Source organism: Methanobacterium sp., assembly GCA_039666455.1.
Taxonomy (GTDB): Archaea; Methanobacteriota; Methanobacteria; order Methanobacteriales; family Methanobacteriaceae; genus Methanobacterium_D.
Genome location: JAVSLW010000024.1, coordinates 89,890 through 103,007 on the forward strand (window position 1 = coordinate 89,890; position 13,118 = coordinate 103,007).

Below are 13,118 nucleotides of genomic sequence, written 5' to 3' on the forward strand. Positions count from 1 at the left end.
TGTATAATTTGTCCCATGTATGTATATTAATACAAAGGGACACGGAGGCGGTACAATTAAGAGACGAAAGACGTGCGCATTGCTCTTAGCTTTAGGTATGGTAATGTTAATTTCTCCCTTATCTGTAGGGGCAACAGACCAAAATACAATGGACAATAGCGCAAAAATTGGTTTAGGTGGAACCCTCAAACATGAAATTTTAGGGGCACCAAAAAATTCAAAGAATTTATTGAGCGATAAAGGTACTCTTGAAGTAAATGCGGCTTCCAAGAAAGTTAAAGCAAAAAAAGCCAACAAATACAAAAAGACTCATAGAAAAACTTTTAAGAAAGCTAAAACTTACAGAAAAGTCAAAGCTACTTATAAGAAAACTAAAGTAACAACAAGATACAAGTCTAATGGTAAATGGAAATACAAAACCGTTTACAAGTACAAAAAAGTAAAAGCTTCATCCACCTATTCAGGGTCTAATTACAGGTCAAACAGTGCAGAATGGGCCAGCGATTCAACAATTGATTCAATCATGAGATCTGGAGCTAAATATGGCTACAGGCGCGGTATAAGTACTGCTGCTGCAATGCAAAGCGCAGGAGCAGGTGACTGCTGGGCCATGAGCGAATATTTACACGGTAAATTCCAGGCAGCAGGTTACAACTCAAGAATAATACAGTACGCAACCAGTTACTCCAGCAGACACAGATCAGTCCAGCTAAACCAAAATGGAAAGTGGATAACCGTTCCTTATAGAGCTTATGGTTATAGATGGGAGTTTGTATAGCCTAAATAAGGAATAACTATCCAAAAGATGGAAATGAGCCTACAATCAGCTCATTATTTCCTCTTTTTAAAATAAAACCCATCATTATTAACTACTTTTTTTGGATTCATTTTAATTAGAAAAATAGTACTAATTAGTTAGTCATGTCACATATTGTTTTGATAATTTGCATCTTTTTTGGTGAATCCGTCGAAAATCAAAGCCGCCAGACACGAAGCCATCGAACACTTCGTATTCGGGTAGCTAAAAGAAGTACATTAGCTAATTTTTTTTGCTTTCCTTACAAAAAATTAAACCGTGCCGCAAAAAATAAAACAATTCCTGATATAAATAAATGACAAACAATTTTTAGATACTGGAGGTAAAATCATTGTTTGAATCAGAATCTAAAATTTATAAAATATTTATAAGTCATACAGGCGAATATGAAGAGGAATATTCAATATTCATTCAAAAACTATCTTCAGCTCATGATTTTAAATTTGAAAATTTTGGAATTCTTGAAAACATGAGTGATAAAGGGTTTAAAGAACAGATAGAGCCTGCAGGAATTGTTATAATACTTTCAGGACTGTATAACAGGTATAAACAGATTATTAAAAAACAGCTTGATACAGCAAGAGATCTGGATAAGCCAATTATTGTTATTAGGCCTTATGGCATGGAAAATGTACCTTTAGAGCTTGAGGAGATTGCTGAAGACGTGGTAGGTTGGAATGCTCCATGTATTGTGGATGCAATTGAGGAAAATTATTTAGAATAAATTCTGAAATCAAAAAGTTTTAAATTGTAGATAGCTTATTATATTACAGGTTGTAATAATTTTCCAGAGGCAGCAGAATATGACAGGTTCGTTAATAGAGGAATTACCAAAAATAATGAAAAACGGGAAAAGAGAAGCGCAAAAAATTTTGGATGGCCTTTCTAAAAAAAATCGGATCACATTACAGACAAATGAACTTGTATTACCTTCAAAGGATGTATCTGGACTATTTAGGGGGAAAATTAAAGAAATAGCTGACAATGGATGGTTCAACAGACTGATATACGGAGATAACTTACTTGCTATGCAGGCACTACTTGCTGGAGACAGTCAGACCCCTTCAATGCGTGGGAAAATTGATTTAATTTATATTGACCCTCCATTTGACTCAAAAGCTGATTACAGGACAAAAATTCATCTTCCAGACGTAGATATTGAACAAAAACCAACTATCATTGAGCAGTTTGCTTATTCAGATACATGGAAGAATGGAACAGCAAGTTATCTTGAAATGATGATACCGAGACTTATTTTAATGCGTGAGCTTTTATCTGAGCAGGGTTCTATTTATGTGCATATTGACTGGCATTTAGGTCATTATATCAAAGTTATTTTAGATGAAATATTTGGAAAAGATAAGTTTAGAAATGAAATAATATACCATTATGACCAAGGAGCAAGGGGAAAAAGAGATTTTGGCCGTAAACATGATACTATATTTAGATATGTAATGAATGATTCTTATATTTTCAATGCAGAAGAAATTTTAGTGCCATTTGAATCAAAAATGACAGAATGGAGATATACTAAGGGTGGTCAGAAAGGAAAAGACATTCCTAAAGGTAAAGTTCCATCTGATGTCTGGAATATTAAATTAAATGCTATGAGTAAAGAACATTTAGGTTATGCAACCCAAAAACCAGGAGAGCTTATAGAAAGAATAATAAAAGCCTCATCCAATGAAAATTCAATAGTAGCTGATTTCTTTGCAGGATCTGGAACAACAGGAGCAGTTGCAGAAAAACTCAAAAGAAAATGGGTAATGTCTGAACTTGGAAAGCCAGCATGCATGATAACAAGAAAAAGACTCATAGATCAGGATGCAAACCCATTTTTATACCATTCAATCGGAGATTATCAAAAGGAACAGTATGAACAATCTGAGTTTCGTACTATCAGAGATTTAGCTCATGTAATCGTTAATTTATATGGTGCCACTCCTTTCCCACCAAATGAAGGTGCTCCAGCCAATGCAGGATACATTAAACAATCCAGAACGCTTGTAGTTGTTGATTCACCATCTAAAATGACTGGATACAACACTTTAAAACGTGCTCAGGACTTTAGAAATTCATTTGCAGGTGGCTGGAAAAAAGTGGTAGTTCTTGGATGGAACTTTGTATCTGATATCGGAGAGATCATAAGCAACTTAAATGACGAAGATCTTGAAGTACTTGTTATTCCAGCGGATTTATTAGAAACATTAAAAACCAAAGCAAAATATAAGAAACTTATCCAGTCAGGTAAAGTCAGGTTTTCATCTCTTCAGTATCTTAAAGTTAAACCTGTTTTGAAGGCTGAATATGATAAAAACAACGATAAGATAACAGTTGAACTGGATAATTACATTTTACTGTCTCCTGATGCACTGCCACTTGATGAGAAAAATAAAGCAAAGCTTAAAAGCGTTATTGCAGAGGATCCTCTAAGTTTAATAGAATACTGGAGTATTGATCCTGATTATGATGGTGAGGTTTTCCGTAGTAAGTGGCAGGATTACAGGCAAAACATTGCAAATGACAACGATGCTTTCAAGGTGATCCGCAAAGCAGAACTAATCATTCCAAGAGAAAACAGAAAAAGAAAGATCTGTGTTAAGGCTGTAGATGTCTTTGGGTTTGAAGGTGTAACTGTCCTGGAGGTAGAATAGAATGTCAAGAATAACACATCAAGGCACAGGAAATATCCCACTTCGTTTTGCTGAAACATTGACAAATACTGTTAACAAAGCATGGGGGGATGGTTCTTTTATTGAGAGTGTAACCCCCATTACCAAAGACTTATTAGAGTTCTGGTTTAATGATGCATTTTCTGATATTCGAAATTTTAATTTCCATGAAGGTCAAAAGCAGGCTATTTTAAACACCATTTATCTCCATGAAGTATTGGGCGTAAGCAGTGTAATGGACATGTATCAATCCATAAGTCCAGAGCTATTAAGTGAGATGAATCTTCTTGATCTTAAAAAAGAAAAATATAAACACCCTAAATACGCTGTAAAAATGGCTACAGGTACAGGTAAAACATGGGTGCTCAATGCTTTAATGATCTGGCAGTTTTTAAATGCTAAAAATGAGTATGAAGCTTCAGGTAGATATTCCAAAAACTTTTTACTTGTTGCACCGGGTTTAATTGTTTATGAAAGACTTCTGGATGCATTTTTAGGTAAAGAACAGGTTAACGGGATAAGAAACTTCGATGAATCTGACTTTAAGACATTTGAAAAGTTATTTGTTCCTCCTGCTTATAAAGATGTGATATTCGGTTTTATACAATCTAATGTAGTGCGTAAAGAGGAAATAGGAACTAAAGTAACGGGTGAAGGGCTTATTGCCATTACCAACTGGCATTTATTGGCTGGAGAAGAAGAAAAAATTAGTGATAGCTCACCTATTGAAGATCCTACTGAAGTTGTTAAGGACATTCTTCCAATTACTCCGGGGAAAACAGCAGGTAATGCACTTGATTCTTTAGATAATCAATATCTTAGAGGCAGAGAAATAGAATATCTTGCTAACTTACCAGATTTAGTTGTTTTCAATGATGAAGCTCATCATATTCATGAAGTTAAACGTGGGGAAGAAATATTTGAGGTGCAATGGCAAAAAAGCCTGTTAAAAATATCGGAACCTAAAAAAGAGAAATTTATACAAATTGATTTTTCTGCAACTCCTTACAGTGTTACTGGCAGTGGTCAAAAAAGAACCAAACACTTTTTCCCTCATATTGTAGTTAATTTTGACCTTAAAACAGCCATCAGAAATGGATTAGTAAAAACTATAGCATTGGATAAGAGAAAAGAAGTTGCAACTATGGAATTGGATTTTAAGGCTATTAGAGAAGGCAATGAAGTCGTGGGCTTATCTGATGGACAGAAAATCATGCTTAGAGCAGGCCTGCAAAAGCTGAATATTCTTGAGAGGGAATTCGTTGATTTAACCGCAGATAAAAGCGGTGTTTCAAATAAACATCCTAAGATGATGGTTATATGTGAAGATACTAAAGTAGCTCCCTTTGTCACTGACTTTTTAATCAAATCTGAAGGTTTATCTGAAGATGATGTAATGGAAATACACTCTGATCGTAAAGGGAATATCCCACAGAAAGAATGGGATGAAACTAAACAGCGATTATTCAATATTGATAAACATAAAAGTCCGAGAGTCATTGTTTCTGTTTTAATGCTACGAGAAGGTTTTGATATAAACAACATCTGTGTTATTGTTCCTTTAAGATCCACTACCTCTTTTATACTCCTTGAACAAACTATTGGTAGAGGTTTAAGGTTAATGTGGAGAGACTCCATATTTGAAGAGCTTAAAGCTGAAAATCGGATAAGATTGTTGGATAAAAAAGAAGAACCAGTAAATTATCTGGATATTTTAAGTATCGTGGAGCACCCTGCTTTCATTGAATTTTATGAAAATTTAATTGATGAGGGCACTGTAGGAATAACTGAAAAACCACCAACTGAAAAAGAGAATGTTTTAGGAGACATTATTAACGTTGGATTAAGAGAAAATTACAAAGAATATGATTTATACTGGCCTTTAATCATCAGAGAAAGTGAGGAAACCCTTGCACCTGCTGATTTATCCTTTGAAAATATGGAACCATTTCCTATTCCATTGGAAGAATTAGAAAAATTAATTCCAAAAGAGGGGGATGTTTTTTATTCAGAGGAAGTTACTGTGAGAACCAGATTTGGTGAGTATTCTGTAACTGCCGATATATTTAATGCCCGTAGTTATAACGAGTTTCTGGCGAAGCTCGTTAAGAGTGTAACTTCTATGCTAATACCTGTAGGTAGAAAAAGGAAAAAATCTTTCCCTATGATGCAGGTAAACACAGCAGAAATAGCAGAGCTTACAGATGAATATATACGTCATAAGCTTTTTAACCAGGAATTTGATCCTATGCTTGGTAATGATTGGAGAATCTTATTTTTATCTGAGTCCAAAATATTATCCCATATTATAAAAAATGTCAGCAAAGTTATCTATGAAATGCAGAACAATGTTAATGTTTCAGAGGCTGAAGTAATAAAAAAGCCATTTTCAGATGTATATGAAATGAAAATGCGGGAAAATTTCTGTTTAGATGTATCAAAAGCTATTTATGAGAAATTAGCTTATCCTTCAAATAAAGGCGGATTTGAAAAGGCATTTATAGAATTTGCTGATAAAGACTCAAAAGTGCATTCTTTCATTAAAATTAATGAAATTTACCATGATTTTGCACATATAACTTATATTCGAGAGGATGGTCTTTTATCTCATTATTATCCTGATTTTTTAGTTAGAACAGCTAATAAGATGTATTTAGTTGAAACTAAGGCTCAAAAAGATGTTAATAATCCTAATGTTCAGCAGAAGAGAAGAGCTACTATTGACTGGATAGATAAAATAAACCAGCTTAAAGTTGAGGATAGATTATATTCTCAATGGATTTATGTGCTGCTTGGTGAAAACACGTTCTATGAATTGAGTAAAAAGGGTGCAGATGCTGTGGATATTCTTGAGTATGAAAAGAAGACAAGGGGTCAAATTGAAGGTACTTTAGAAGATTATTTCATCTAATTTTATTTTTATGGAGATTAATTTGAAAAAGTAGTTGAAAAACTATCTCAAAGAAATAAATTCCTGCTTATGACATTAAAAAAAAAAATAGGGAAAATATTTTCCCTTAAATGGAGATTTTTAGAAAATTGAGCTATGGAGCTCCACCAGCTCCTCCAAGGTTTTCACCTGTTTCAGCGTCTATTTCTATTTCTCCCACCTGTTCTCCATTAAGGATAACAGGCACGATGTAAACTGCTTTCCCATTAATATTACTCAATTTAGGTGTACCTGCCTTTGCTCCAGGTTCTTCAATGTATTTTTGAGCTATTTCCTGAGCTTTATTTGTAGATATCACCTTATTTCCACCGGAAGTTTCATTTTTAATTTCAGCATTTTCATTATTCTGCTGTTCTGGGCTTTCGGAATCTTTAATGGGATCACCACTTCCTGTACCTCCAGAAGCAGCGAATATCAAGCCTGCTACAGCAACTATTGCCATAACGGCAATTATTGACTTTTTAATCATTTTACTTACTCCTTTTTTAGTTTTAGAAAGGTAAGGACGTGTATCTACCATGTAGAGAAATTAAAGACCAACTCTTAATTACTCCGAAAGTATTTCTAACACTTGTTGAATCTACACTGTACCATCTGCCTTTTACCCAGACTTCAGCCCAAACATGACCGTAAGTGTTACCACTTGTAAATCTGCATCTTCCATGTACGTATCTTGCTGGTATTCCTGCAGCTCTGCTAAGCGCAACCAGTAGGTGTGCCTGGTCAACACAGTTTCCTTTTCTGTCATTCAATGCTTTTACTGCACCCCGCTGAGTATTACGGTAGAATGAATATTTGATATTGTTTCTGACCCAGTTAAATAACCGTGTTGCAGCGTTTATATCGTTGCTACCGCCTGTTATCTGCTTTGCCAGGTTTTGTATTTGAGCATTAGTCACTTGAGCGTTTCGGGTGGCCTGTAAATAGGACTGCAATTCACCAGGTATAGGTAATCTGGTACCTCCAGAACCATTGCCTGATTCTGTTGCTGGTGCTGCACTTACAGTTCTACCGATTGTTGCAAAGTTAGGCAGCCTGTTATTTTGATGATAGAATCCCAGTGTTCTAGATATCATATCTAAAAATTGTTCTGGAGACATTCTACCAAAAGCAGTGCTGATATAGTTAGGCATTCTCTCATGCACGTTCATAAAATTGAGTACACGACTTGTGATGTCCATGTATTGTGCTAAATTGAGATTACCATTTTTTAGTGTTGTCTGTGATTTAGATGCACGTGCTACCGGTCTAAATTCCAGGTCTGAGTTTCTTGAACCCTGTATCTGGCCCAGTTCTTCTGCTGCCATTCTTGCAAAAACAGCATAATCTACTACTATGCCACCTACACTAACGGTTCTTGGAACACGTCCATTTTTTTTAATGAAGTTTTGAACGTTCACTGCAGCAGTTCTAATCTGCTCTCTTGTTGCTAAGGTTATTTCACCACTTGCATGGTTTGAATCAGATTCGTTTGATAAATCTGTTTTGTTATCTGATATTGTTTCTGGAATCACTGTGTTTTGTGCACTTGTTTCTGTATTTGTTTTGTTATCGGATATTGTTTCTGGAGTCACTGTAGTTTGACCAGCGTTTGTATTTGCTGCTTCTTCTGCAATTGTCTGTTTTTTAGCTGTAGTTTGATCAGTGCCTGTATTTGCTGCTTCTTCTGCAATTGTCTGTTTTTTAGCTGTAGTTTGATCAGTGCCTGTATTTGCTGCTTCTTCTGCAATTGTCTGTTTTTTAGCTGTAGTTTGATCAGCGTTTGTATTTGCTGCTTCTTCTGCAATTGTCTGTTTTTTAGCTGTAGTTTGATCAGCGTTTGTATTTGCTGCTTCTTCTGCAATTGTCTGTTTTTTAGCTGTAGTTTGACCAGTGCCTGTATTTGCTGTAGCAGTGCCTGTATTTTCTACAGTTTTTTCATTCTTATCGACTGATTTTTGCGTTTTAGTCGATTCATTTAAAGTTTTGGTATCCTTTATTTGTATGTTTACTTTTTCATCTACAGAATTGACATTATCAATCTGTGTTTGCGTAGCCGTCGAACTCTTTGTGTTCGGATGTTCGAAATCTTTGATTTCTTTGATTTCGAAAGCTTCTATTTCTTCTGCACTTGCAGTAGCAATACTCCCAAATGATAGAGTTGCCATTAATAGAGCTACTAAAAACAATTTTTTCGTAATTATACCGCCTCCGATTCCCCTCATCAAAAAACCAAATTAAGGTTTTTCTTCAGGGTTGGCAATAGTTAGTTGTTATAACTTATAAATCTTATGGTTTAAAATGGAAAAAAAGACGCTGTTTAAACTCTTTTTAAAATTTAAGGCACGCTACATGCTTATTAAAATATATCATTTTAAATGAGCCTTCTTTATTAGTATTTTTAGTAAAGCAGATTGTTTTAAACATTATTTTACAAAAAAAAGATTAATCCTTACTTTTATACTATTGCCATTGCCATCACCTTTGTTTATAAAGGACTATAAATGAGTTTTAAGGAAAAGGGGTGATTTTAATGGATTTAAAGAAAAAATAAGTTTTTATTAATAAATTTGAAATTATTATTCCTATAATATAAATAGAAAAAATTTTCAATGGGTTTTGGCTATACCAAAATAGATCTCATTCTACAAAGGTTAACCAGTCGAATTTATCCTCACAGGCACCTCGGGCAATATCGAAGAACCTGTTCTGTAACATTTCAGTTACTGGACCTCTCTTTCCGCTGCCAATTTCAATGTGATCAACAGATCTAACCGGGGTGATTTCAGCAGCAGTACCTGTTAAAAAGATCTCATCTGCAAGGTAAAGCATTTCCCGGGGTACTGGTTCTTCATTTATTTTTATTCCTTCGTCCATGGCCAGTTTAATTACAGAATCTCTTGTTATTCCTGAAAGTATTGATAAGGAAGAATGAGGAGTGTAAAGCACATCATCTTTAAGCAAAAATATGTTTTCTCCACTTCCTTCACTTACTACTCCACCGTAGTCAAGCATTATTGCCTCATCAAAACCACTCAAGACAGATTCCATTTTTGCAAGTTGAGAATTCATATAGTTAGCCCCTGCTTTGGCCATATTAGGGAGTGTGTTTGGTGCCATTCGCCTCCATGAGGAAACACCCAGATCTACCCCTTTTTCAATAGCTTCCTCGCCAAGATATTTCCCCCATTTCCATGCAGCAATAACAGTTTCTAAAGGACAGTTCAAGGGATAAACTCCCAGTTCATGATATCCCCTGAAAACAACAGGCCTTATATAGCAGTCATTTAAATTATTAATTTTAATCGTTTCAATTATGGCACTGCAGAGCTCATCCGCAGTGTATGGAATATTCATCCGGTAAATTTTCCCTGAATCTAATAATCTTTGAACGTGTTCCCGTAAACGAAAAACTGCAGGACCTTTTTTTGTATTATAGCATCTTATACCTTCAAATACGCTTGAGCCGTAGTGAACAACATGAGATAGAACATGTATGTTTGCATCTTTCCAGTCGACGAATTCTCCGTTAAACCATATTTTTCCTGTTTCATTAAAAGCCATAGAAATTCCTCTTTTTAGCTTGATTGATATAAAAAGGCCATTTTATTACTCGAAATCATATTTGGGCCATAAATTTGATATTTCTAATATTCTTATATATAGACTATTTATTGATAATATATAATAATCTGTGGCTTACAAAAATTCAGTTTTCCTCAAATTGAATCAGAAAGTTTATATATGGCGCCTGCCAATACTCAAAGATACTGATCTGGGCCGGTGGTCTAGGGGTATGATACCTCGCTTACAACGAGGTGATCACGAGTTCGAATCTCGTCCGGCCCACTAACGATTATTTTAAAGATTTACCTTACAAGAATTAAGGCTATGTAAATTATCAGCGTCACAAAAAACACTGTGCTGCCCTTTACAAGAGTTACCATTAAATCCCGTTCTAAGGCAAATACAATACCATAAGACAGGATAGCAGCAAAGAAAATTCTTAAAATTCCTAAAAGTGCTTGATTTAGACTTATAAGGTAAGTTATAAGTGTTGAGACTGCTAATACGACTATAATAAGTCCTACTGTACTTTTTAACATGGCTTTACCCCATGCTTTAAGCTTATTTGATGCTTCGCCTCGCCTTCTTCCATTAAGTGATATTCGTTTCCCTTTACTTACAAAAGAGGTTCCTATGGATTTTGATGGGACGTACTCTTCTTCTGCATACTCATCTGTATCTTCAGGGAGTTCTGTCTTCTGGGAGAATTTTTTTGCAAGGGCCATTAATTCATCCTTATCTATTAATGTGATACTTCTTCTTTCTGCATAACTTACGGCATTAGGTGAAAAATCCGATGTTGTGATAACAACTATTTTGGACGCTTGCAAAGATTTCGCAGTCATTTCTAACTCTTTAAGTACATCCATCCCCACTTTCCAGCGTTCTTCATAATTTTTACATGCTACTACCACCCCTATATCTCCTAATACTGTTGGTAGCAGGCCGTATATATCTACAATGTATTTTGATGTCCTGTAGTTTTTGTGTACTTTAAATCCGGACTGTTCCATTATTTTTGCAACAAAATCCACCAATCTCTTTTTTTCCAATACCCTCACCCTTTGCAAATGGGAAAATTAAAAATATATTTTTTTATCAGTATCATTATATTTAACTCTATTTTCATTATTTATTATGTAGTATTTACTTTTAACGATATAATGACTATCAGTGGAAAGTTTTGCCAGATAGATAATGAATAAGTGGGTGATTTTAAAAATTTAAAAATTTCAAAAAAAGGCAGTTTGTTTTATTATTTTTAGGATAAAGTTTTTAGGGTCTAAATAATACAGTATGGAGTATGCAAATTTTGATAACTAATGATGACGGAGTAAATTCTTCAGGTATTGTGGCTGCAAAAAATGCTGTAAGTGGGCTTGGAGAAATTGAAGTTGTAGCACCTGCAACCCAGCAAAGTGGAATAGGACACGCATTAACACTTTTTGAACCTATAAGGGTTACTTTATCCACTTTATCTGATGGAAACCGTGCATATTCAGTTTCTGGTACACCAACAGATGCGGTAATAATTGGAATTTATGAAATAATGAAAGAAAAGCCAGATTTACTTATTTCAGGTATTAATGTTGGTGAAAATCTTGGAATGGCAGAATTAACAACTTCTGGAACCATAGGAGCAGCTATGGAAGCAGTAGTTCATGGAGTTCCTGCGATTGCAGTTTCAATGCAGGTTACAAGGGACGATATTAAATTTCACGACGGCCATGTAGACCTGGACTTTGATTTTGCACAAAAAATCACCAGAAAGCTTTCAAAAATGATTTTAAGTAAAGGACTCCCTGATGGAGTTGACTTTTTAAATGTAAACATTCCTTCACATCCCGAAACCCATAAAGTAAAGTTAACAAGACTTGGGAAAAGAATGTATGCTATTCACATTCAAAAAAGACTTGACCCGCGGGGAAGAGAATATTACTGGATAGATGGGGATCCTGTTGAGACAGATGAGTATGGGACAGATGTATATACATTAAGAAGCTGTAATTGTCCAACAATAACGCCAATATCACTTGATTCTACATCTGATCTTAGTCTAATGAAAGATTGGCTTGATTAAAGTCAAAAACCAGTAATTTTTAATAAAATTAAAGTTTTTAAAACATAATTATCTATTTAAAACAGGAATACCTAAAATATCCTTTTCGCCATTAAAAACAGCCTTTGCAATTTGAGCACTTCCAATAGAACCTGATCTCTCCCCAATTTTTACAACAGGTGCAATATTTTCAACTTCTTTTTTAATGGTGTCAAATACATCGACTGGTTCCTGCATCGATCCAATAGAACCGGTTAGCACAATTCCCTCAACTTTTTTTGCAATTCCAGCTAATCCATAGATTTCCATAACCACAGTCATTACCATGGTTTCAATTGCAAGTCTGGCCTTTTTATCACCATCTAAATAACTCTGGATGATCTTATCCTTCATTCCACTGACTTTTTCATGTACTCCTGCAATTTTTACAGCTCCAGCCCTTGAAAAACATTCGTTAGCAGTTCTAACTCCGTCGTCTATATCTCTAAGCATTTCAAGATCCAGTGGGCCGTGCATAATTCCCATGGCACCAAGACAAGCGTCTACAGCACCTTTTATTTTTCTATCTTCAATGAGCAGGGTCACTGTATTGGAACTGATATCTGAAACAATCATGTTTTCAAACCCGGTTTCTAAGAATGCATTATAACAGACACTGACCTTCTCAGAGCTTCCATGATGAGAATAAGCAGCTTTAAAACGTTCATCAAGGCAAGGAGTTGTTTTATGGAGTCCTGGTATTACAACTGTAGGGATTCCTGAACTTTCAATTTCATCATAAACCGCTGTTCCGCCTCCTGTCACTTTCCCTGCACCGTTCATTGAAAGAATTCCTCTATTAACAACCTTTTCTATGGGAGTAACAGCATTAAGGGCGTCTCCCATGGCATAAGTCATGGCCATAAGCTCAATAGAATCTAAATCAGCTCTCTTTGATAGTTCTTCTACTACAGAGACTTTTCTGGAGGAACAGTCTTCCCTTGAAATTTTAAAATGTGTTACTTCGCTGTCAAGGATTGTGAAAGAGACCCCTGTTGTCCCATGATCCATCCCCACAAATACCATGGATTCACC

Annotated in this window: 10 protein-coding genes and 1 tRNA gene; 6 read left to right on the forward strand and 5 right to left on the reverse strand. The window is 35.2% G+C overall.

The window, feature by feature from the left end; genetic code table 11:
• Nucleotides 1-19: 19 nt before the first annotated feature.
• The 4 genes from PQ963_06775 to PQ963_06790 all read left to right on the forward strand — a co-directional run bounded on the left by PQ963_06775 (nucleotide 20) and on the right by PQ963_06790 (nucleotide 6,400).
• Nucleotides 20-778 carry a hypothetical protein gene (locus tag PQ963_06775; protein ID MEN4029366.1) on the forward strand — a complete coding sequence of 253 codons (759 nt, stop codon included), beginning with the start codon at nucleotides 20-22 and terminating at the stop codon, nucleotides 776-778.
• A 370-nt stretch (nucleotides 779-1,148) separates the two neighbouring features.
• Complete coding sequence (locus tag PQ963_06780; protein MEN4029367.1) at nucleotides 1,149-1,541, forward strand: hypothetical protein; 393 nt, start codon at nucleotides 1,149-1,151, stop codon at nucleotides 1,539-1,541.
• Between the two features lie 79 nt (nucleotides 1,542-1,620).
• Nucleotides 1,621-3,471 carry a DNA methyltransferase gene (locus PQ963_06785; GenBank protein ID MEN4029368.1) on the forward strand — a complete coding sequence of 617 codons (1,851 nt, stop codon included), beginning with the start codon at nucleotides 1,621-1,623 and terminating at the stop codon, nucleotides 3,469-3,471.
• Nucleotide 3,472: 1 nt separating this feature from the next.
• The gene (locus PQ963_06790; protein ID MEN4029369.1) at nucleotides 3,473-6,400 is read left to right on the forward strand and encodes a DEAD/DEAH box helicase family protein; all 2,928 of its coding nucleotides are present in this window, start codon (nucleotides 3,473-3,475) and stop codon (nucleotides 6,398-6,400) included.
• A gap of 133 nt (nucleotides 6,401-6,533) precedes the next feature.
• On the opposite strand, the gene PQ963_06795 is transcribed toward PQ963_06790, so the two are convergent.
• The 3 genes from PQ963_06795 to ilvE all read right to left on the reverse strand — a co-directional run bounded on the left by PQ963_06795 (nucleotide 6,534) and on the right by ilvE (nucleotide 9,982).
• A complete protein-coding gene (locus tag PQ963_06795; GenBank protein ID MEN4029370.1) occupies nucleotides 6,534-6,908 on the reverse strand; it encodes a PepSY domain-containing protein in 375 nt (124 codons plus the stop codon).
• 22 nt (nucleotides 6,909-6,930) lie between these two features.
• On the reverse strand, nucleotides 6,931-8,643 hold the full coding sequence (locus tag PQ963_06800; protein ID MEN4029371.1) for a transglutaminase domain-containing protein: 1,713 nt from the start codon (nucleotides 8,641-8,643) through the stop codon (nucleotides 6,931-6,933).
• 415 nt (nucleotides 8,644-9,058) lie between these two features.
• A complete protein-coding gene (ilvE, locus tag PQ963_06805) occupies nucleotides 9,059-9,982 on the reverse strand; it encodes a branched-chain-amino-acid transaminase (protein ID MEN4029372.1) in 924 nt (307 codons plus the stop codon).
• Nucleotides 9,983-10,195: 213 nt separating this feature from the next.
• Between ilvE and PQ963_06810 the strand changes: the two genes are divergently transcribed.
• A tRNA-Val gene (locus PQ963_06810) sits at nucleotides 10,196-10,267 on the forward strand.
• A 20-nt stretch (nucleotides 10,268-10,287) separates the two neighbouring features.
• Here the strand turns inward: PQ963_06810 and PQ963_06815 are convergent.
• Nucleotides 10,288-11,046: a restriction endonuclease gene (locus PQ963_06815; GenBank protein MEN4029373.1), complete on the reverse strand. Its 759-nt coding sequence runs from the start codon at nucleotides 11,044-11,046 to the stop codon at nucleotides 10,288-10,290.
• Between the two features lie 242 nt (nucleotides 11,047-11,288).
• On the opposite strand from PQ963_06815, the gene surE reads away from it, so the two are divergent.
• Nucleotides 11,289-12,065 carry a 5'/3'-nucleotidase SurE gene (gene surE / locus PQ963_06820; protein MEN4029374.1) on the forward strand — a complete coding sequence of 259 codons (777 nt, stop codon included), beginning with the start codon at nucleotides 11,289-11,291 and terminating at the stop codon, nucleotides 12,063-12,065.
• Between the two features lie 48 nt (nucleotides 12,066-12,113).
• Here surE and PQ963_06825 read toward each other — a convergent pair whose 3' ends face one another.
• Nucleotides 12,114-13,109 (reverse strand): methanogenesis marker 12 protein, encoded by a 996-nt coding sequence (locus tag PQ963_06825; protein ID MEN4029375.1) that lies wholly within the window; start codon nucleotides 13,107-13,109, stop codon nucleotides 12,114-12,116.
• Nucleotides 13,110-13,118 lie beyond the last annotated feature (9 nt).

Bases quoted from the DNA above. Each gene is read 5' to 3' on its own strand.
- PQ963_06775 (MEN4029366.1), top strand. From the start codon at position 20: ATGTATATTAATACAAAGGGACACGGAGGCGGTACAATTAAGAGACGA.
- PQ963_06785 (MEN4029368.1), top strand. From the start codon at position 1,621: ATGACAGGTTCGTTAATAGAGGAATTACCAAAAATAATGAAAAACGGG.
- PQ963_06790 (MEN4029369.1), top strand. From the start codon at position 3,473: ATGTCAAGAATAACACATCAAGGCACAGGAAATATCCCACTTCGTTTT.
- PQ963_06795 (MEN4029370.1), bottom strand. From the start codon at position 6,908: ATGATTAAAAAGTCAATAATTGCCGTTATGGCAATAGTTGCTGTAGCA.
- PQ963_06800 (MEN4029371.1), bottom strand. From the start codon at position 8,643: ATGAGGGGAATCGGAGGCGGTATAATTACGAAAAAATTGTTTTTAGTA.
- ilvE (MEN4029372.1), bottom strand. From the start codon at position 9,982: ATGGCTTTTAATGAAACAGGAAAAATATGGTTTAACGGAGAATTCGTC.
- surE (MEN4029374.1), top strand. From the start codon at position 11,289: ATGCAAATTTTGATAACTAATGATGACGGAGTAAATTCTTCAGGTATT.
- PQ963_06825 (MEN4029375.1), bottom strand. From the start codon at position 13,109: ATGGTATTTGTGGGGATGGATCATGGGACAACAGGGGTCTCTTTCACA.